Origin of the sequence: Proteiniphilum sp. UBA5384, from assembly GCF_002410825.1 — a bacterium.
In the GTDB taxonomy this organism is placed as follows: domain Bacteria; phylum Bacteroidota; class Bacteroidia; order Bacteroidales; family Dysgonomonadaceae; genus Proteiniphilum.
In genome coordinates this window covers 14333-36726 of the sequence record NZ_DHOS01000064.1, presented here as the reverse complement: position 1 = coordinate 36726, position 22394 = coordinate 14333, and the positions used below count along the sequence as shown (strand labels likewise).

Genomic DNA, 22394 nt, shown 5'->3' with positions numbered 1-22394 from the left:
AGGACTGAAGGATATTATAAACCAGCCGTGGATGAAGTTGAACTGAAGTAAGTTAATTCTTTGTCCCATACTCCGGTAATGATTCCGCTTCTGTTTAGCTGGAGTATGGGCAAATATTTTGAAATATAAGATTTTGTATATAAGAACTCTTTTCATCCACCATTTTTCTTGCTTCAATCACGGCACATCTACCAAATAACCCCGTATCAACAGCTACAATAGCGGGTATTTATACTGCAAGGGACACCGTTTGCGAAGTAAAGACCGATGTTCAGGATGTTATCCGGATTTATAAGAAAAACAATAGTAATATACCGGAAGAATTGAATTGAAAGGATATGTAGGAATAGAATGGACTTTCGATATTGAATCTTTTATGGAATATATCAGTGGGACATTTACTAAGGCTGCGCTTTCGCCTATGAAGGGTATTAATGAAAAATAGCTGGGTCATTATGCAAATGGGTTGGAGAAATCCCGTCCCGGTATGATGGGAAAAATAGAAAATGCACTCCATCAATTTGTAAATGACATGAGTCAGGTATATTTGATTTGAATCCTCTGGTTTTGCTGGATTAATCGCAACCTCTAATGTTTGGTGTTTTTGATATAACGATTTCATAATTTTTTTATTTGCAACAACAGTTCCAGTTACCTGAGAACTTGCACTAATTCTCTATTTCTTGCATATAAAATCTTTTAGTAACTTTACGCCTTTGAATACTGTTTTCTAATGAAATTAATCTTCCGTTACTGAATAAATTTAGTCGTAATAAGCTATGTTACATGAACTCTGCTTTGAAATCGCCGGTCACCGGTTTGTGATGGATACTCCTGATACAGAACTGACGTTGAAACTTTTACCGTCATTCCATCCTTTCCTGGTTGAAAAGGATAGAAATCCCGGGAGTAACGGAGATGGCAGAAACAACAATTCCCTTTTCCGCTTCTCTGGAAACAAGGATATTCTTGTCCCTGAAGTGGATCCGGCTGAAACGATGAATTTTGAAGGGACTCAGTTTACTGTTTACCATACGGAAGAAGGTGCCACGATCTCAATGAGAATCGAAAATAAAATTTATTATCTGTTCGCTTCCGATGATCGTAAAGTCTTTAAAAGTGACCTGACACTCATAAGTCCGGAGGAGGGGCGGTTCTTGCTCTACCTCCTGCGGGCGGCATACGGCATGGCAGCCATTCATCACCGGACAATCAAAGTACATGCCTCTGTTATAGAAAAAGAGGGCCGGGCACTTGTCTTTCTGGGCAAGAGCGGTACGGGTAAAAGTACGCATAGCCGCCTCTGGAAAGAATTTGTGCCGGAGTGTACATTGCTTAATGACGACGAACCTGTAATACGGATGTTAGACGATGGTTCAATACGAGTGTATGGAGCGCCATGGAGCGGCAGCACACCCTGCTACCGGAATGCCTCGGCCGAGGTGGCGGCATTCGTGCATCTCTACCAGGGCCCGGAAAACAAACTCACGAGATTGAAAGGAATGGATGCGTTCACGTCACTGTTCCAGTCGTCCGCACTTCTCAGGTCTGACAAGAGGGGGCGTCAACTGACATTTGCCCTCATTACCGATATACTGGAAAAAGTGCCCTATCACAGGTTAGATAACCGCCCCGACCGGGAAGCTGTAAGCCTCACGGAAACCTTGATTGGTTGATATAGAGTAATTTTCAGGCGTCAAATTCATTCTTGTATTGGAAACCAAGATCATTCAAAACGAACCTTTCTTTCGAGAGATAGCCATACGGGTAGCGGAGGGGGGGCGTGTGCGTATCCGCGCGAAGGGAAATAGCATGCTGCCTCTTATCAGGGATGGCAAAGATGAAATCATACTGGAGAAACCTACCGGCCGCTCGTTTAGAAAAGGGCGCCTGTTGCTTGTAAAGCTTATTGGAGAGCGGTATGTCCTGCATAGGGTGAAGATAATCTCCGACAACTTCATTATGTTACGTGGCGATGGAAATTTGTCGGTATTTGAGACTTGTGCTCGGGAGGATGTGATCGCAGAGGCTACGGAAGTTATCCGGAACGGAAAAGAAATCCGGGTGGGGAGCGCAAGATGGAACCTCTACCGGTACCTATGGCCCAGGAACATTTTTCTACGTCGGGTATGTCTTGCCCTCTACCGGAGAATGCTGTTTTCATGATTTAGATTACAATAAGATGCTATTTTTCAATATATATTTGTAATTTTGTTTGGAATCATCTGTGTTTTTTTCCCATAGCTATTCTAATGATATGATGACATTAATTATATAGAGAACCAATAAAATTATTGTTTTGTAATTAATCCAAAAGAGGAATCACATAAATAGTTGAAAAAATGAAATTGAAAGAGAATTCTACAATTCGGAAGGTGGGAGACGAGTACATGATGGTGTCCGAGAACGGGTCGAGCCTGGATTACACGCGAGTGGTCAGCCTTAACAGTACTGCTGCTTACCTGATCGAAGAGACAAAACAGAAGCAGTTCACCAAAGAAGACTGGGTAGAACTGCTGTTGGACAAATACGACGTGGAAAAGGAAAGAGCTGAAGCCGACGTGCAAAGCCTCATTGATAAACTGATCAAGGAGGGGTTAGTTGAAGAAGAATAATTAAACGGGGATAACAATGGAAAAACTGTTCCTCCACTTGCTGGGCACTGCCATCCGGAATGTGCCTCCCGACGCCGCTCTGTTTAAAAATGTGGATGCCGCCACTTGGAAAAAGATGGAAAGGATGGCTAAAAAACAGAGCGTAAGTGCTTTGATTGCGGATAAAGCACTTTCTTTGCCGGAAGGGAGTTTACCTCCAAGGGAACAAGTTATGGTGTGCATCACCCAGATAGAACAGACAAAGGCCCTCAACCGGAAGATGATCCATGTCTTGCAAAAACTGGTGGAGGAATATGCGAAAGAGGAATTGCCGTTTGTCTTGCTAAAAGGTTTGTCGAACGGAGTGAATTATCCGGAACCGCTGCTGAGGAACCCCGGCGATATAGACTTGCTGATCTACCGGAAAGGGGATTACGAGAGATCCATAGAATGGATTGTGGGCAAAGGGATTAAAACGGAGATCGGCGACCATATCCATTATAAGTTTGATGTGGACGGTATCAGTATTGAAAATCACTGCCGCATCACCTATTTCGATCATAAAAAGTACGACCGCTTATTCGCGGCATGGGAGAAAGAACTGTCGGAAAAAGAGAATTTCACCTCCATAGAGATCGGTGGCGCCACTGTGCGGCAACTGCCGGTGGAGATGAATGCCTTTTTCATCTTCCAGCACCTGTTTCGCCATTTCGTCCATCTCGGGGTGGGCTTCCGCCAGTATTGTGACTGGTTACTTTTCCTATCGACCTACCGGAGCGAAATTGATCCCGGTTCCTTTACCCGGATAGCCGAATCTTACGCGCTCCTTTACCCTATGCAGGTGTTTGCCCGTGCCGCCGTGAAATATTTGGATATGCCCGAATCGATCTTCCCCTTTGAGATGATAACCGACGACCAACATGCCGACATGGTGATGGAAGATATTTTCGATAGCGGTAATTTCGGCTTTCACAAACCGGGAAAGCAGCGACCCGTAGGAAAGATGCAAGGGATGTGGTTCTCTTATAAAAACACCGTACGAAGAGCAAGAAGATTTGGCGCCCTATCACCTGAACACAGCAGGATACTGCCTTTTACGAAATTGATCAAACGGATGAAAATAGGTCTCAGATGAAGTCAACCCTCGAGTTTCTGCGTTTCGCGTCCGACGGGGTTCGGTCGAGAATCGGGATGATTTTACTGATCGGCCTGCTGGAAGTAGCTTTTTCCCTCGCCTTTATCTGGTTTTCCAAAGCGATCATCGATATTGCCACGGGAGAAAGGGAAGGCGATTTAGGTTATCATGCCATCCTGCTGGTAGTCCTGATTATCCTGCAGATTCTCTTTCGGTTGTGGGATATCCGGTTGCGCAGGATGACGGAAGTGAAGATGGGAAACTCGATACGGTATAATATCTTTTCACGCCTGCTCTATTCCCGCTGGCAGGAGTTGTCGTCGATACACAGCGGCGACATGCTTACCCGAATCATTAAAGATACCGACGATGTCATAAATGCGTTGGTTACCGCGTTTCCACTGGCCATTGTGGCGGCTACACAGTTCGCCGGGGCACTGGTTATGCTGTATATCCTGGATCCCATCCTGGCTCTTATCCTGGGGATAGCGATGCCGCTGCTCGCCCTCTTCAGTAAACTCTATTATAATCGCATGCGAAAATACACACATGAAGTAAAGGAGGGCGAAAGCATGATTACTTCGCTGATGGAAGAGAGTCTGATGAATCAGGTCGTGATTCGCACGTTCGAGCAGCAGGAGAACGAATTGGACAGGTTGGACGGGTTGCAGTCGAAATTGCATGGAAGCGTGCACAAGAGAACGAATGTCTCCATTTTTGCCAATATGGTCATGGGGCTCACTTTTAATGGCGGATATATTACCGCTTTCCTGTGGAGCGCATACGGCCTGGCAAAAAAAACAGTCACGTTCGGCTCGGTAACCGCCTACCTTCAGTTGGTCGGCAGGATCCAGCGGCCGCTGTTTGACCTGATCAGGTTATTACCTTCCATTGTATCGGCCAAAACCGCCATTGAGCGATTGATAAGCCTGACGGGGTTCAGTCAGGAGGATACCGAAGAGAAAATACTCCTGAAAGGAAAAGTAACGCTCAGGATAGAGAATCTGACCTTTGCCTATTCCCGAGAATCAAAGCCGGTGTTGTCCGGTTTTTCTATGGAGGTGAAGCCGGGGACAATGGTGGCAGTGACAGGAGAAACCGGGGTAGGTAAAACCACCCTGTTGAGATTGTTGTTGGCATTGGTATACCCTGATTCAGGACGAATTGTGATCGAAGATGAATTTAAAACGGTAGAGGTTTCAGAGCGCACGCGCTCTAACTTCGTATATGTGCCCCAGGGCGGATCACTCTTCAGTGGCACCATACGGGAGAATCTGCTATTGGGAGATGCCGGGGCGGATGATGATGAACTTAAACGGGTGTTGAATATCGCTTCCGCCAGCTTCGTGTTTGACTTGCCGGATGGTCTGGACACAGTCCTGGGAGAAAATGGCAGGGGATTATCGGAAGGGCAGGCGCAACGGCTAGCCATTGCCCGTTCGTTGCTCCGACCGGGAAAGATACTTTTGCTGGATGAAGCCACGTCGGCACTTGATCCTGAAACGAGCCGCCGTTTTTTGGAAAACCTGAAAAAAGAGATTGGTGATCGTATAATCTTATTCATTACCCACCAAGTTGAAGTGGCTGCATTTTGCGACTCCCAATACCGGCTGACCTCTTTACCTCCCGTTGTCCTTTTTTGACTTTGTTGTTAGTACCGTCAATATTTATTTCCGGCGGTGCTTTGATACGTTTTAAACGAATTTATTTTGATCTGATAGGGTGAAATCACTTCACGGATGTTATCTTTGTACCCATATTAAAAGGAGAACGGATGATTGAAAACGAAAGCTTTCGTGAAGTGAATGAGTTTGAAGATGCTGCTGATCAGAATGGACATTATGCACAATTTCCGATGATCGCCAAAACACTGGCGGAACTGGAGGATGTGTTGGCGGAAGAGCTGATTTCCCTGGGTGCGGATAATGTGGAACTGGGTACCCGTATGGTGTCGTTCACAGGAGACAAAGCGCTGATGTATAAGGCGAATGTACATTGCCGCACAGCGTTGCGCATCCTGAAGCCTTTTTATACCTTCAAGGCGGAGAGTGCCGATGAGGTGTATGACGCGGTGAAGAGTTTCAATTGGGATAATTACCTTACATTAGATACCACCTTCGCCATTGATGCGGTGGTTTTCTCGCATATCTTTACCCATTCCAAATTTGTAGCATACAAGGTGAAAGATGCCATCGCCGATTGGTTCATGGAAAAATATGAAAAGCGACCATCCGTAAGCGTATCCAATCCGGATATCATGTTGCATATCCATGTGGCACATAACAAATGTACCTTGTCACTCGACAGTTCCGGCGAGTCTCTTCATAAGCGAGGTTACCGTGTGGCGCAGGGAGATGCTCCGCTGAACGAGGTGCTGGCTGCCGGCATGATTTTGAAGACGGGCTGGAGAGGTGAATGTGACTTTATCGATCCGATGTGCGGGTCGGGGACATTGCTGATCGAGGCTGCCATGATTGCCTTGGGGATTCCTCCGGGCATTCATCGACCACATTTCGCCTTTGAGAAGTGGAACGATTTTGACAGTGATCTTTTTAGTGCTATCTATAATGATGAAACAGGAGCGAGGGAATTCAACTATCGCATCATGGGTTTTGATATTTCCTCCCAGGCCATCGCCATTGCCGAGAAGAATGTCAAAAATGCCGGGCTAAAAAAATATATTTCGCTGGAAGTTAAACCGTTCCAGCAGTTTACAGAGGCTCCGGCAAAAGAGGGACTACTGATGACCAATCCTCCTTATGGGGAACGGCTTAAAGTGGAGGATCTTGATGCACTTTACTCGATGATAGGCGAGCGGTTAAAACATGTCTTTGCGGGATACCGTGTGTATGTGTTGAGTTATAGAAAAGAGTCGTTCGACGCGATCGGGCTCAGACACTCTGCTCGTTATTTCCTTTATAACGGTGCACTGGAATGCGAGATGCGCGAGTACGAGATATTTTCCGGTAAGAGGGACGATCGGCCTGCTAAAGAGGGATTCCGGGGAAGAGAAAGTAGTGCTGATCGTGATGCGCGCTATGAACGAAATTCCAGGGAGGGTTACCGGCGCTCCCAACGTGCAAACGAGGGAGGAGAAGAGAAACTACGCGATGATTTCCGACCTAAGAGTGGCGATGATGACCGGGGATGGGATAGACCTTCCCGATCGCATAAACCCTTCAAATCACGTGAACGTGCTGAATTCCGTGGCGAAGATAGACGCAGACCACATCCCGGCAGTTCGGGAGATAAACCGTTTAAGGATCGTGAACGTTCAGAAAAGTCGAGAGGCGAAAAAAGAGAGTTCCGTTCTGACAAACCCGGAGCAAACTCTATTCAATTCGATAAGCCCTCTTCGGGTAAAAGATCTTTTGATAAGAATACTAAACCGAGAAGTTCCCGGAAATAAAAAACATTGTAAAACGCTTGTCTTTCAGCCTATTTTCATTCTATTGCATATTCTTAAAAAAAATATCTGCTAAAACAGGGTTTTATTCAGTGGATTTGGCAGATAATTTTTAGATAACTTGCTAAAATAAGTAAATCAACATATTAATTCTATTCAATCCAGAAATCGATTTCATTGGAGTTGTCGGCCGCATGTTGTGCCACCCATAGTTTCATATTACTTGGTTCCGTCTTTTTCTGCATATCGATACCGTAAAAAGCCAGATCTTCGGAAGTCAGTTCGAGCGTTACCTGTTTGGATTCACCCGCTTTTAATGCTATCTTTTGGAAGCCTTTGAGCTCTTTTACCGGACGGGTTACACTGGCAACTAACTGACGGGTATAAAGCTGCACCACGATCTCACCGTCGGTTTGCCCTGTATTTTGGACGTTGACGGTCACGGTAATCTTGTCGTCTTTTGTCTTTAATGCCTTTTTATCGAGTTGTACGTGGTTGATATCAAATGTGGTATAACTCAGACCATACCCGAAAGGATAAAGAGGCGTAATAGATTCATCGAGGTAGTGTGATTTGTAATCTATCGATTCGTCATTCAGATCTACAGGCCGACCGGTACTTTTCTGGTTATAATAAATGGGAATCTGTCCTATGTTTCGGGGAAAAGACATCACTAAGCGTCCTGACGGGTTATAATCACCCGCGATCACGTCGGCAATACCATAGCCTCCTTGTGTGCCGGGGAACCATGCCTGCAGGATGGCATCCATGGCTTTGTCTTCCCATGAGAGGTCAAGCGGTCGTCCGCTCAATGTGACCAACACCACCGGTTTGCCGGTATCCTTGAGCGCTCTTAACAGTTCTCGCTGGGGTTCAGGCAGACGTATGTCGGTTCTTACAGCTGCTTCACCCGACCAGTTGAAATCTTCCCCCATAGCTGCAATCACAATGTCTGCGCTACGAGCGGCTGCAACCGCCTCGGCGATTTTTTTCGGTGAGGTTTCAGTAATGGAACTTCCTTCTGCATAGATAACCTTTACTGCTGAACCTTCATATTTCTCAGTGAGTCCTTTCAGGATAGGTATGCTTTTGTTACGGTTGCCCAATCCTGCCCATTCGCCATTGAGATTGATGGAGTCGTTCATCAGGGGGCCGACCACGGCAATGGTTTTTCCACTTTCTTTGGTGATGGGAAGTACTTGATTCTCGTTCTTTAGCAACACGACCGATGAAGCTACAGCTTTGCGTGCCGTTTCCATGAATTCGGGTGTCATCGTGTTTTGCTTCGCCCTCTCCTCGTCGAGATAACGATAGGGATCGTCGAAGAGACCCAACAGGAATTTCATCTCGAGAATACTTCGTACTGCATTATTGATGGTCTTTTCAGATACTTTTCCTTCCTCAACCGATTCCGTCAAATATTTAATATAGGTGGCACCGGTCATATCCATGTCGACCCCCGCGTTTACCGCCAGTTCAGCAGCCTGTTTCTCATCTTTTGCCACGCCATGAGGCACCAACTCATTGACACCGGTATAGTCACTGACAACAAACCCTTTGAAGCCCCATTCATTACGCAGTACTTCGGTTAACAGCCACCGGTCTGCGGTAGCCGGCACGCCGTTGATCTCGTTAAAAGAGGCCATGAAAGTCGCTACACCCGCTTCGAGCGCAGCTTGATAGGGTGGCAGGTAAACATTGCGAAGGGTATGTTCCGAAAGTTCGGCAGAATTGTAATCCCTGCCCGATTCAGCAGCGCCATAAGCCGCCAAGTGCTTGCCTGTGGCGAGTAGTGTGGTGGTTTTTCGTAGAGAGTTGACCTCTCTTCCTCCCTGAAAACCGATCACCCTGGCTTCAGCCACTTTACTACCCAGATAGGGATCTTCGCCGGCACCTTCCATTACACGGCCCCAGCGGGCATCCCGACCAATATCGACCATGGGTGCGAATGTCCAATGGAGCCCGTCGGATGCCGCCTCGATGGCAGCGATCTCGGCGGTCCGCCGCATCATCTCCAGATCCCAGGAGCAGGCTTCACCTAATGGTATGGGGAAGATGGTCTTGTAACCATGGATCACATCCTGACCAAAGAGAATAGGAATCCCGAGTCTGGTATGATTTACCGCAATGTGCTGCATCTGCCTGATCCCTTCTACAGAAGTTGCGTTGAAGATACTGCCGATCAATCCCTTTTCGAGATAGGGTTGAAAGTCATCCGGCATCACCGGACCGGTGATCGACCAGTTGGCGGAGAATTGGGTCATCTGTCCGATTTTTTCTTCGAGTGTCATCAGTTTCAATACCGAATCAACCCGTTGTTCAATCCGTTTGTCGCCACTGAAACTCTGCCACTTGCCTGGCATCGCAGCACCTGTAGTTCCGGATGAAGGTGATCCGCATGCGGAAAGCAGCATCGCAGTCAATATGTATGTTATTGAAATAATGTATCGTTTCATTCTTTATTGTTTTTGTTGTTTTTAGAAGTTAAGAAGTGGAGAATAACGAAATCCTAAATCATCCTTCATTTTTCACTTTTCATTCTTCACTCTTCAAAGGTGAATCCCAGTTTCTTCAACCCCTCCTGAATCTCGGGCGCACCCATAAACAAATTCCAGAGAAGACCGGTACGATAATTCTCGATCATCGGGGCGATGGTGAGCTGGTCGATGGCCAGATAGCGTTGCGGATACCAGTTGTCTTGCTGACTGAATGCATCATAGAAACCATACTTTCCCCATATCTTACCGCCCAGATCAAAATAAAAGTGCTTCAACGCCTTCATCGACTGGTCGGGGGTGTATGGGAAACTGGACAATGCAGCGGTTGGAGTGATGACACCCAGATCATTCGTAGGCATGTGGGCCGAATATCCATTCACCGAGTAGCTGGCGGTCAATCCCCAGCAGTTTTCTCCATATCCTTCGTATCCTTTGGGATTCTCCACGCAGTATTCGTAGTTGATCAGAGCCTGGTTTCTGTTGAGTTGCCAATAATCGGCATATTGGTCCTTCAATCCATTCGGGTTAAGTCCGATATAGGAGTAGTGCGCCCAGAACAATGGACCTCCGTACTCCTCTGTCCCGTTGTGCTTCAATATTAATGGATGACCATAGGCAACCGCATCGCTTTTGATAGCTCCGCCACGTGCCCATCCATTATGGTAGGCCGATACAGGAATAGAGTAGGTAGGTGAGGAGGCTGCCAGGATATAGGTGATAAGGCATTCGTTGTATCCTTCCAGCGGGAAATTCATTTCCCATCCGTATTCCGGGCTCCAGTGCCAGTAGAGTACATCCTGGCCGTTCAGGTACCATGTCCAGTCCATATCCTTCCAAAGGATGTCGATTTTTCCCGCCAGTTGTTTTTCACTCTCGTTTCCATTCTTGAAATACTCTCTCACACAGAGCAGGCCTTGCATAAGGAAAGCACTTTCTACCAGGTCACCACCGTTATCTTTCTGTCCGAATGGTTTTACTTTACCCGTGGGACCATGTAACCAATGAGGCCAGACACCATGAAAACGGTCGGCAGTAGCCAGATAATCGGCAATTTTATGCAATCGTTCAACCCCCTCTTCACGGGTGATAAATCCACGGTCGATACCGACGAGCAGACCGGCAATACCGAAGCCGCTACCCCCTGTGGTGATGACGTCTGCGTCATCCTGAGGATAGACTCCGTCTATATGTATGCGCTCTGGTGCCAACCCGGAAGTCGGCTCCGCTCCTTCCCACATATAATTGAAATGTTTTTTTTGAATAAAGTCGAGTAATTCATCGTCCGAGGCAAAAGAAAGGGGACGGCTCTCTTGTCCGGTTGTAGCCTGTTCTTTTTTATTGTTATTGCACGTTATGAGAAAAACAGTGCTGAGAGCCAGTAGGGTGATTGATAAGAAAATCCGGTTGTTCATCTTTACTAATACTATAATTGTTTTACTTTTTTCTTTGTTGGAATAGCCATGACATGAAATCTGATTTATTAAAAGCCGGATCCCAACTGCCGTGGTTTACTCCCGGGAACTCTGTATATTCTATATCGATTCCTTCGGCTTTCAGTTTCAGATAAGCTTCACGTGAAAATCGGACGGGTACGACCGAGTCGGCATCACCATGAAATATGCGGAAAACGGTTTTTGAAGAGAAATCATTGAGCCGATCGGTATGGATACCGCCACAAATAGGTATTGCTGCCGCAAACAGATCGGGATATCGGCAAACCATATCAAATGTACCCATTCCTCCCATCGACAGGCCTACTATATAAATCCTGTCCCTGTCTACCGGATATGCTTCAATGACCTTGTCCAGTAATTCTTTTGTTGACGCCAGCGGTGTTGAGATCTCAGCGTCGAGTGGAAAGGGATTTTCCTGCTGAAAACCGTCCGGTCTTTTAGGGCTAGGCCAATAGAGTTCTGCCGGACATTGGGGGAAGAGCACAAAAGCAGGAAACTTTTCCCGGTTTACCGGATTGGTAAACATCAATCCACCGTGGCGCAGTTGTGAAATATTGTCCGATCCCCTTTCTCCGGCTCCGTGCAGAAACAGCACAAGCGGATATTTTTCTCCCAGTTCGATCTTCAAAGGATTTAACTGGCGATATTGCAGCGAATCTCCACGTTCGGATATATAGGTTAGAGAATCATACTCCTGGTACTGAGCGGAAGCTCTCGTCATCAAGAGAAATTGAAACAGAAAAAGAGACAATACTATTTTTGCAATCTGTTGCATACGATTAAATATTTAGAGTCAAAAACCAAGACATAAGACACAAGACTTATTGAAGGTGATGATTCTCAGTCTCGTTTTACTTTATTACATTTGTTTCCCGAAGCACCTATTTATACTTCAATAAGTAAATCCAAGTTTTGTTAATCCAGTCTGTATCTCGGGAATGCCCATAAATAAGTCCCAGATCAGGCCGGTACGGTAATTTTCGATCATGATGATGATGGGGCCCTGGTCGATAGCGATGTGCTGGTTGTCGAACCAGTTCTCTGAAAGGTTGAATGCATCTACAAATCCATGTTCAGCCCAGAGTTTGTCCCCCAGTTTATAATAGAAAAAGTGTAATGCTCTCAAAGACTCTTCAGGTGTGTAAGGTATCGACGCCAATGCTGCTGTGGGGGCGATAACGCCTCTGTCGTTGGTAGGTGAATGGGCGCTGTATCCCTGATCTCCGTCACTGGCCGTCAAGCCCCAGCAATGTTCGCTATAACCGCTGTATCCTTGTGGATTATCCACACAATAGCTGTAATTGATCATTGCATGATTCCTGTTCTGTTCCATATAATTGGCATATTGGTCTTTCAATCCGTTGGGGTTCAGCCCGAGGAATGAATAATGGGCAAGGAACATCGGTCCGCCCCAATTTGGCCCCAGGGGCAATGTAAACCCGTGATACGAAGCACCGTTCCGCATTCCGCCACTCTTTGCCCATCCTTGGTCATACACTTCTTTCGAAATGGGGTGAGTAGGTGATGTTGCTGCCAGTAAGTAAGTAATCAGGCTTTCGTTCCATCCCTGTATTTTGAGGTTTTGGCGCCATTCATATTGAGGGCTCCAATGCCAGTAGAGTACGTTTTCATCCTCTTTTTGGAACCATGTCCAGTCGATTCCTTCCCATAACCGGGTAATATCTTCCCGTAGTTTTGTTTCTCCGGCACTATTACTGTCAAAATACTGCCTTGCTGTCAATAGCCCTTGGAATAGAAGGGATGTTTCTACTAAATCGGCGCCGTCATCATAAGTACTGAAGGGAAGGGTTGCCCCCGTTTCTCCATGAATCCAATGGGCGAAGGCTCCGTGATAACGGGTCGCCTGGGTTTCAAGGAAGGTGACAATAGTTTGTATGCGGTTGAGGGCTTCTTCTTTGGTGATAAATCCTCTCTCCACTGCTACGATCATCGCCATTATGCCGAAACCGGTACCGCCGGTAGTCACCGTGTTGCCTGAGGTGGACCGTTCGCGTGCCATTCCGCTTACCGGATGTCCGAAATCCCAGAAATAGCTGAAAGTCTGTTTCTGGACCAATGTTAGTAAATCTTCATCGGAAATACGGGGGAACTTATCCGTCGGATCGATCCCGGTATTTATTGTATATATTTTTCCAGTTAAGACGGGATTTCCCGATACTGATTTTAATCCTGTGTTAATAGTCAGCCGGTAAGCTGTGAATTGGTTTAATGGAATATTTGGTTGAATGGTGATGGTGTTTCCTTCGGTCTGAAATGTCAACGTTACAGGTTTACCTGTGGCCGTAGCCTGTAACGTGATGTTGTTTTGCAATGTGTTGCGGTCTATTTTATCTGAGAAAGTGAGAGTTATAAGTAGGTTAGGATCTACATCTGTATAGGAATCAGCGTTGGTTTCTCCGTTAATCTCTATTTTTTCGAGTTGAAATGTACCTGAAGCGGGAGGTTCTTCCTTATCTCCGCAAGAGATGAGAAAAACCACTCCAAGAGATAACAAAAAAGATACCCATTGTTGACAATGTACTTTGTTCATATTGTTTTATACATTTTTTTATTGATTTGATAATGCATTGATAATTAGTTGGATATTATCTAGGCGCTCCTGCTCAAAAAATAAAGGGCAATTAAGAGGGAGTAAACCTTTCCCTCTTAATTGTCAATAATTATATATTAGTCTTCTACGAAAAACTATTTCGACATAATTTCCTGTATCTCTTCTACTGTTAATGCTTTATTATAGATACGCAATTCATCTATTAAGCTATTGTCCGAAAGATGTCCCCATTCTGTGAATCGGGGAGCACCCGATCCGATGGACATGATGTCGCATCCTTCCCAACTTATTTTAGATAAATTGTTTGAAGCCACTTGTTCACCATCAATATAAAAAAGGGCTTTTCCTTCGGTGATTGTCAGTGTGAAATACAACCAGTCTGCTGTAGCCGGATCAATATCGGCATTGGCCCCTCCATCGAGCCATCCATCTGCGGTTCCGTTTCCTACATTTGCTTTGAACCTCTGCATACTACCAGCCTCTTCACGAAAAATCCGAACTCCGGATGTCCGGTTATTCTGTAGGTTGTCTGCTGCGCCTTCTGTTACCGGCCCGATGCTGATGATGCCTGCCTTATTGGGATTATTGTTCACTTTATACCAGAATCCTATTGTCAGGTCGGATCCTAACTCCACGGGTATATTGGATAATCTGAAAGTGAGATAACCATTTGTTGCACCGGCATACGCTTGCCCGATCTTTCCTGCGGCAAAAACGGGGTTGCCCACTTTTGTTGCTTCTGCATCACTTATGGCATCCTTATAATCTCCATCGAAAGACATATAAAATAGCAGTCCATCTTCTCCGATAGAGGGTCCCTCCGGTTCCTCCGGATAATCAAAAGGCGGATTTTGGCCTAAATCTTGAAAGCAGGAGGGAAGTATAAACAGCAGGGATGCTGCCAATAGGATATATTTAAAATTTCTCATCTTCGTAGTAATTGATATTTTCAGTAAAACAAGTAGATTATTACATTAATAGTTGGGATTTTGTACCAACACACCATCAGATTTGTCTATTTCAACTTGAGGAATAGGCAGCAGTGCATGTCTGGCCTGATAATTGGTCTTGCCTGCGGCATGTAATACCTCTTGAGCAATTCCCCAACGTACAAGATCATAAAAACGGTCGAATTCCATCGCTAACTCAATACGTCTTTCGTGACGGATTGCATCTCTTAACTGGGCCTGGTCCGTAGTAGTTACCTGGGGAAGAATATCAGGATTACCTCCTCGTGCACGGTTACGCACCATTTCCAGATAGGTCAGTGCGGCAGATGTATTTCCCAGTTCGTTGGCCGACTCGGCAGCCATCAACACTACATCAGCAAACCTGATAATACGGATATTTACCCAAAAACCACCGTTAGTATACATTGCCCGCCATGCCGGATTTGTGTAGGCCTTTTTATTATAATAGGCATTGACGACAGTGGAAGAGGCTACCGGTTTTTCTCCCCAAGGCTCATTGGCCTTCGCATCCGGTGCATCTGCTTCTGCCTGCGATTTGTAGAAATAGAGTAATGTTTCATCTTTACGGGGATCGCCCTCTTCAAAAGCATTGGCCAGAATTTCTGTGGGAGTATTCCATCCCCATCCCAGATTCCATTGACCGGCTCCACGTATTCCCTGTACTTGTGCGAACTGACTGCCTATTTCATTACTGCCGGGTAAGGAAGCCGTTGAGGTACATTGAAGTTCAAAAACAGATTCACTTGAATTTTCTCCGTCTTCACGGAAGATTTTATTGAATGGCGTATTCAGGTCATAAATCCCGGTGTTGATCACTTCAGTGGCTGCCGTATACATATTCTGCCAATCGTTGCGCATCATATAGGTGCGGGCATGGAAAGCACGGGCAGCACCCCAGGTAAGACGGCCGATATATCTGCTTTCCCAAGTCTGTGGGAGATATTCTTCAGCACTGGTAAGGTCGGCATCAATCAAACCATATATATCGGCTACAGGCGATTTGGGAATATTGGCTTCCTGTGCATCGGAGATTTTAAAATCAATCAGAGGTACTTCACCAAAAGCCCGTACCAGATTAAAATAGGCAAAAGCTCTGAAAAAATGGGCTTCGCCTTTGTTGATCAGTGTACCTTCACCTACATCGGCACTATTCTCTATATCGTCGATTACATTATTGGCAGCATGGATAATCGCATAATTGGACGACCAGTAGTTGCCGATCGCGCTATTTCCTGTGTTATAATCGAAATCATCGTACATCAGGGCAAAGGCAGAGCCGTCTGCGGCAGTGCTCCCTTTCTCTGTATCTTCAGACCTGAAACTATGAATTGCAAGGGCCGTGTTTCCTGATGTTATGTGAAATCCCCTCAACTGCGCATAAATATCGAATACGGCTGCTTCAAAGCCTCCTCCGATTGCGTCTCCTTCATTCCATTGTCCCTGAGGTTCCTGTTCCAGCAAATCCGAACAGGAATACTGGCCGATTAATAGGAAAGAAGTAATGATTATAAAGAAATATTGTTTCATACCTTTTTGTTTATATGGTTAAAAAGTAATATTAATACCTGCTGTGTATATGGTTGGCATAGGATAAGTGCCACCATCAATTCCGAACGCTGTGGAGCTTCCTCCTATTTCGGGAGTATATCCTGTATTCTTGCTCCATGTTTTCGGATTCTGGATGTTGACATGAAGCCTGAGCGATTTCAGATAGATCTTTTGCAATAACTCCAGACTAAATGTATATCCTAACTGAATGTTCCTTATCCTGAAGAAACTCCCGTCTTCTATAAAGTAATTGGAGTTCATATAGTTGATGGCTCTTGAAGGGTTCAGTATGGGCTCCCAGTTGGAAGTCCCCTCTCCATGCCAGCGGTTCTGCCTGTCTGCAAGGTAGTTGAACTGGGCGAAGTTGTTATTGTCCCAGGTACGGTAGATCTCGTTTCCGTAAACCCCCATAAAGTCAGCTGTCAAATCGAAGTTTTTATATCCCAATTGTAAAGAGAATCCATACGTGAAGTCAGGAGTAGGATTTCCTATCATGGTGCGGTCTGCCGCCGTGATTTCCCCATCGCCGTTTACATCCCGGAATTTAAGATCTCCCGGAAGCACACTGGCCAAGGTATTCGTTGGGGATTGCTTGATATCTTCCTGGTTCTGATAAACTCCCTCCACTTCGTATCCGAAGAAATATCCGATTGGGAAACCTTCGGCAGTACGGGAGATGCTTCCTGTTCCTGCATAAATGGCATAGTCCTTGTTTATAAGAGATTTCACTTTGTTGTCGATTGTTGTTAAATTGGCTGATAGACCGTATGAAAAGCCATTTTGCAACCTGTCGTTCCATGAAGCAGAAAGTTCAAAACCTTTGTTCTGTATAGCACCAAGATTGGCCAGGCCGGGAGTCGTACCGGCAATCCCTTCCACTATCGCCAGCATATCTTTTGTTTCTTTACTGTAATAAACCGGCTCAATCCGTAACCTGTTCCTTAAAAGATTCATCTCAAATCCTACTTCCCAGGAATACGTTTTTTCCCAATTTAGTCCGGGTGATACCAGGTACTCCAATCCATATCCGGTGATGATATTGTCTCCGAATACTGCGGATCCTGAACTTGATAGGGCAGGATATCCGGGATACCTGTATGTTTCACCGATATTTTGATTTCCCAGTACACCCCAGGAGCCTTTAATTTTTAAATAGTCGATCAACTGCTGGTCTGCCATAAAACTTTCTTCAGACATAATCCATCCAGCTCCGAATGAATAGAAATTATTCCAGGAGTTACCCGTATTTTGGAACACTGATGCTCCGTCCCGTCGGAATGAAGCATTGAGCAGATAACGGTCTTTGTATTGATACAACGTCCTGGCTAAATAAGAAAGTGTACTTCTGCGCCATTGTGCACTATTGTTCGTTGCCGAACTCCCGTCAGAAATAATACTGAGCCACCATTTGTCGGGATCGTTCGTGACCGGATAATCAGCATCTAATCCCTGACTTCTACCTGCATTAATCATTGACGATTCTATGTAGTTGGACGTGAACCCAAGCGTTCCTGTTAAACCATGATCTCCCCATTGATTGATATAGGTCAGGATCATATCGGTCTGAGCCGTGGTCCTGTTCATTTTCTCCTGTGAAACGGTCTCGGTACTATTCAGGTAATCCTTTGTTCCTCCAACAGGATTGTATACCCAGTTAATCGGGCTATGACGCCTCCATTCGTTAGAAAGATAATCCAGTGAAAGGGTTGTCTTAAAAGTGAAATTTTTTAGAAAATCCACTTCTCCGTATATATTTCCGGCTACCCGGTTATTGGTAGCGCGGGTATGAGCTGCATTCCCTTCTACGCTGAGCATGGGATTGTTTACCTGTGCCGACTGAAAGTCGGGAAGTACGTGGTATAGCCGTTCTGACTCTTCCGTATTCGGATTGGTATAGATACCGTAAACCGGTGCTATGGGAGCAGCTCTTACGGCAGAGGCGACTTGTTTTGCATCAGGAGGTAATGTGCGTGAACCATTCACTTGATATCCGAAACGCAGAAAATCAGTGACATTGTAATCACTACTTAGATTGACAGTGTATTTTTTCAGTTCCTCATACTTTATCGATCCCTCCTCTTTGGTGTAACCCAAACTCAGGTAAAACCGGCTCTTATCGGTAGAGCCTGTGATACTGGCATTGTTGGTTGTGAAAAATCCGGTTTGGAATATTTCATCCTGCCAATTGGTATTTGCCTGCCAGTGTGTATAGTCAAACGGACTTGCTCCCTGGTTGACCAACTGCTCATTATAAAGTAGTTTGAACTGGTCGGCATTCGTCAACGATACCTTGTCATTTACAGATTTGAATCCTACCGATGAATTGATATTCACAATTGTTTGTCCTTCTTTGGCACGTTTTGTATTGATGATGATAACGCCATTGGCTCCCCTTACACCGAAAATAGCAAGGGAAGAAGCATCTTTCAATATCTCCATAGATTCTATGTCGGACGGGTTCAGATAACTGATATTATCTACAAATAATCCATCTACCACATAAAGTGGGAGGTGCCCTGTGATGGAGTTCGTTCCTCTGATACGTATTTCAGGGTCTTGTCCTGCCCGGCCCGTATTTACTACCTGAACGCCGGATACTTTTCCTTGAATGGCCGCCAGCGGATTGGTCGTCGGGCGGTCTGCTATGTCGCTCGCAGACACAGTGGCTATCGATCCAGTAAGATCACGCTTCCTTGCGGCACCATACCCGATCACAACCACCTCCTCAAGGGCTTGCACATCCTCACTAAGGGTTACATTGATAGTGGTTCTTCCGCCGACCGGCTCCTCAAGGGTTTGCATTCCTATATAACTAAAGATCAGGGTTGCATCACTCGCTACGTCAGGCAGAGAGTAATTCCCGTCCATATCTGTCACGGTACCATGGGTAGTACCTTTCACTAACACGGTGACCCCGATGGCGGGCTCTCCCGTGGCTTCTTCCGTTACTGTTCCCGAAACGGTTACCTGCTGTGCAGATAAAAGTAGAGAACAGAAGAAAAAATTGAATACTGTTACAATTTTCAGTTTCATGGATTCTTTTTTAATTTGTTCAATAAAATAAAAACGACTTGCATTTTGCCTCACTATTTCTCATTTGATTTAAAGAAATAGCTCATAAATAGCATTATATTATTTTTGAACAAAAGTAAGGTCAGACCTGCTCGTTAACGAAATAAAAACCCCCGTTAAAAGTACGCTATGTTGTATAACATACTTTTAAAGGATACTTTTTTACTACTTCTATTTATGGTAATTGTTTGTTTATGAGTACATTGTAAAAGTGAATATAGCCGGTACAGCAGTACCGTATTATTGGAATTTGATCATAAATTCGACCAGATTGTCGGTTTCCGAAAGATTCAGTTTCTTGCGTAACCGATATCTTGCGGCTTCCACGCCGCGGATGGAGATGTTCAACATTTCGGCAATTTCTTTCGATGAATAGTTCAACCTGAGCAGGGAGCATAATTTCAGGTCGGTGGGGGTGAGCGCCGGATATCTCTTTTTAAGATTGCGGAAGAAATTTTCATGAATCAGGTCGAAGTTGTTCTGAAACAGGCTCCACTCATCTTCTTCGGGGAGGTTTTTTCCGATCATGGTGAGAAGTTCATTTCCCTCAGTACGGTTGATTTTTCCCGCAAGGATGAGCGACTGGACATTTTCGCGTAAATTCTTTAAGAACTCGGAGTGGTTGATCAACATCATCGCAGCACTGGCCAACTCTTTGCCTTTGTGAATTAATTCCGCCTCCAGTTTTTCGTTTTGTAATGTGGCAATCTCCTTTTCCTGCCGTTCTATCTGTGAAAGTCGCTTGTTTTCCTGTTCTTCGAAGAGTTTTTGTTTCTTGCGGACAACTTTCCGTATGTGCCTTTTTATTAAAAATGCTACCAGGGAGCCGATAATGAGGGAATATATCAGATATGCCCACCATGTTTTATACCATGGATTTTTAATGCGGAACGAATAGTTTATCGTAGATAGCACTTTTCCTGAACTGTCTTTTATGCGCGCATACAAGATATAATCGCCTGCGGGGAGATTATAATAGGCGGTCGATCTGGTTCCATCCGTACTTGACCATCGGTTGTCGTATCCCTGTAAATAACTTTCCACCTGAAATATTTTTTTAGAAAATTCGGGATACCGGAATCTGAATGTGATGTTGTTGCTCTGGTAAGCGAGTATTCCTTTCCGGGAAGGATCGAGATAAAACAACTGGCCATTATTCCGGTTATGAAAGGTAATGGAGGCGGTTTGCAACTCTCTCTCTACCTCCGGTTGTCCTCCAGAAAGCGAATATTTTCCAATTCCTCCGTTCATGCAGAAGAAAGAGCTGTTTCCGTTGGTAACCAGTAGGTTGGCTCTCCCCGCATTGGGCGGATTATTCAGGATGTTGTAGGGTATGCGGTCTTTGATGACGTATTTGTTGTCGCGGTACTCCACGAGAAGATACTCTTTATGGCGTATGAACCAAAAGAGTGTGTCATTCAGGGGAATGATCCGGTGGGTATCGGCAAAACCGGGCAGGTCATTATTCAATAAATCGAAAGGAATGATTTTGTGTTCAATGTCGTCATAGGTGAAGAAACGGTCCCCATCGGCAAAAACGATCCTTCCCCTTAACTTCATCACTTTGATAGGACGGTAGGTTGAGACCTGCGTGCTGTCGAACGACAAGTAGTTCTCCATCTCAATCACCTTCATACACCCGCTATCGAGTTTCAAACGGTATACGCCCTTGTACATATGTCCTGCCCAGATATTCCCCGCATAGTCTATTTCAAGGTTTTTTATCAGGTCTGAAAAACCTTCCACCGGGTGGCTAAATGTCCAGTTGCCGGAATTGTCCCGCACGTACACGAGTAAAGAGGTGTAAGTAGATTCCAACAGGATATCCCTGCCGTTGATGGTTACCTGTTTCATATCCAGGCCGCCCGTGTGTGCCTCCTGAACAGGAATCTCGTGCATATCCTTCAGAAGGGATGTCCCTAAGTTATGTCCTACGAAGATCTGATTGCCGAAACTTTTAATGAACCACGACTGTATATCGAGCCCCGGCACAGGGGTGAGTTTTCCATCGGTGTCGGAGAAACTGAAAATCCCCTGGTTAGTGGCCAGATACAAACGGTTGTCGTGGAACAGTATATCCTCTACCGGTCCGATCTGGCTGTCTGCCGGTTCGAAAAAAGATAGCGGGGAGTGTGTCCTGATGTTGGAGAGGCCGTTGTCGAGAGCAGCCCATACTGTCTGGTCACGGTCCCTGAAAAGTGCGAGTACGGTATTATTATTGAGACCATTGTCCCGGTGGATGTGCCATAACTGTTTACCGTCTTTATCAATGGCAAAAATTCCACTGTTGAGTGTCCCGAAGATATACGTATCGCCCGAAACGATAGCGCGGTTAATCGAGCTCTGAAGCAATTCACTGCTGCCGGAAATATGCCATGGCGTTAATGTGTTTTCTTTTTCGGAGAACCGGTATAACCCGTTTTTTGAAGTAACCAGCAGCCAATCTTCACCATAGGGGAGCATGGCAATAGCATTGTCGTTATTCAACCGATCTCGTGTAAATACCGGATGAAAATTCTCACCGTCGAAGAGGCTGAATTCACCGCCTATAAGTTGTGCAAACATCTTTTCTCCTACGGGAAAAAAATATAACACTGCGGGATACGGCTTCTGGACCCGTATCTCCGCACCATCGTACACAAAAATAGTCGCAAATGTCTGGAAATAGAGTTTTCCGCCAAACGAATAGATGTTCCATATCTCATCATTATGAAATTGATGATCCTTGATATTCCGGCTGAGTGAGTGATAAATGAGCTGATTGGTTTCGTTGGATTCAAAATAACCGAATTCTTCGAATGAACCCACGTAAATGCGCTCGTAATTATTATAGGAATCAATATAGATGGATTTGACGGAGAGGTTGTTGGGCAGATGATGCATTTCCCAGTTCACGCCGTCATAACTGAGCATTCCATTGTCATTGCCGAAATAGATTACCCCGTTATTCCCCTGTGCAATGGCCCAGTTCTGGTTGCCTGCATTGTAAAAGTCGGTTGTATAATTGTAAACCGGGGGAATAAAGGGAATATTCTGTGCGGACGATGGCATGGCAGAAGACAGGAGAATCACGGAGAGGATTGCCGTGCAAAACTGTTTTTTACAGGCTTGTTGCATCGTCATGACAGAATATTAACGCAATAT

At 45.3% G+C, this 22394-nt stretch carries 14 protein-coding genes; 6 read left to right on the top strand and 8 right to left on the bottom strand.

The features are described 5' to 3' along the window. Window positions 1-779: 779 nt before the first annotated feature. The 6 genes from B4G81_RS12355 to B4G81_RS12330 all read left to right on the top strand — a co-directional run bounded on the left by B4G81_RS12355 (window position 780) and on the right by B4G81_RS12330 (window position 7138). Window positions 780-1676, top strand: a complete 897-nt coding sequence (locus tag B4G81_RS12355) for a hypothetical protein (protein ID WP_294082938.1) — start codon at window positions 780-782, stop codon at window positions 1674-1676. 37 nt (window positions 1677-1713) lie between these two features. Continuing rightward, entirely contained in the window at window positions 1714-2166 is a 453-nt protein-coding gene (locus B4G81_RS12350; protein ID WP_294082936.1) for a S24/S26 family peptidase, read from the top strand. 176 nt (window positions 2167-2342) lie between these two features. Further along, on the top strand, window positions 2343-2615 hold the full coding sequence (locus B4G81_RS12345) for a PqqD family protein (protein ID WP_294082934.1): 273 nt from the start codon (window positions 2343-2345) through the stop codon (window positions 2613-2615). Window positions 2616-2631: 16 nt separating this feature from the next. Next, window positions 2632-3729, top strand: a complete 1098-nt coding sequence (locus tag B4G81_RS12340) for a nucleotidyltransferase domain-containing protein (protein WP_294082932.1) — start codon at window positions 2632-2634, stop codon at window positions 3727-3729. Beyond that, window positions 3726-5372 (top strand): ABC transporter ATP-binding protein, encoded by a 1647-nt coding sequence (locus B4G81_RS12335; RefSeq protein WP_294082929.1) that lies wholly within the window; start codon window positions 3726-3728, stop codon window positions 5370-5372. Before B4G81_RS12340 ends, B4G81_RS12335 begins: the two co-directional genes overlap by 4 nt. A gap of 212 nt (window positions 5373-5584) precedes the next feature. Further along, a complete protein-coding gene (locus B4G81_RS12330) occupies window positions 5585-7138 on the top strand; it encodes a THUMP domain-containing class I SAM-dependent RNA methyltransferase (RefSeq protein ID WP_294082943.1) in 1554 nt (517 codons plus the stop codon). Between the two features lie 149 nt (window positions 7139-7287). On the opposite strand, the gene B4G81_RS12325 is transcribed toward B4G81_RS12330, so the two are convergent. From B4G81_RS12325 to B4G81_RS12290, 8 genes are all read right to left on the bottom strand, one after another. Continuing rightward, complete coding sequence (locus tag B4G81_RS12325) at window positions 7288-9591, bottom strand: glycoside hydrolase family 3 N-terminal domain-containing protein (protein ID WP_294082925.1); 2304 nt, start codon at window positions 9589-9591, stop codon at window positions 7288-7290. 86 nt (window positions 9592-9677) lie between these two features. Next, window positions 9678-11045 (bottom strand): glucoamylase family protein, encoded by a 1368-nt coding sequence (locus B4G81_RS12320; RefSeq protein ID WP_294082923.1) that lies wholly within the window; start codon window positions 11043-11045, stop codon window positions 9678-9680. Between the two features lie 22 nt (window positions 11046-11067). After that, window positions 11068-11862 (bottom strand): prolyl oligopeptidase family serine peptidase, encoded by a 795-nt coding sequence (locus tag B4G81_RS12315; RefSeq protein WP_294082921.1) that lies wholly within the window; start codon window positions 11860-11862, stop codon window positions 11068-11070. A gap of 117 nt (window positions 11863-11979) precedes the next feature. Then, on the bottom strand, window positions 11980-13638 hold the full coding sequence (locus B4G81_RS12310; RefSeq protein ID WP_294082919.1) for a glucoamylase family protein: 1659 nt from the start codon (window positions 13636-13638) through the stop codon (window positions 11980-11982). A 155-nt stretch (window positions 13639-13793) separates the two neighbouring features. After that, the gene (locus tag B4G81_RS12305) at window positions 13794-14588 is read right to left on the bottom strand and encodes a LamG domain-containing protein (protein ID WP_294082917.1); all 795 of its coding nucleotides are present in this window, start codon (window positions 14586-14588) and stop codon (window positions 13794-13796) included. A gap of 45 nt (window positions 14589-14633) precedes the next feature. Further along, window positions 14634-16157 carry a RagB/SusD family nutrient uptake outer membrane protein gene (locus B4G81_RS12300; RefSeq protein ID WP_294082915.1) on the bottom strand — a complete coding sequence of 508 codons (1524 nt, stop codon included), beginning with the start codon at window positions 16155-16157 and terminating at the stop codon, window positions 14634-14636. A gap of 18 nt (window positions 16158-16175) precedes the next feature. After that, window positions 16176-19268: a SusC/RagA family TonB-linked outer membrane protein gene (locus B4G81_RS12295; RefSeq protein ID WP_414703201.1), complete on the bottom strand. Its 3093-nt coding sequence runs from the start codon at window positions 19266-19268 to the stop codon at window positions 16176-16178. A 222-nt stretch (window positions 19269-19490) separates the two neighbouring features. Further along, window positions 19491-22373: a helix-turn-helix and ligand-binding sensor domain-containing protein gene (locus B4G81_RS12290; protein WP_294082913.1), complete on the bottom strand. Its 2883-nt coding sequence runs from the start codon at window positions 22371-22373 to the stop codon at window positions 19491-19493. Window positions 22374-22394 lie beyond the last annotated feature (21 nt).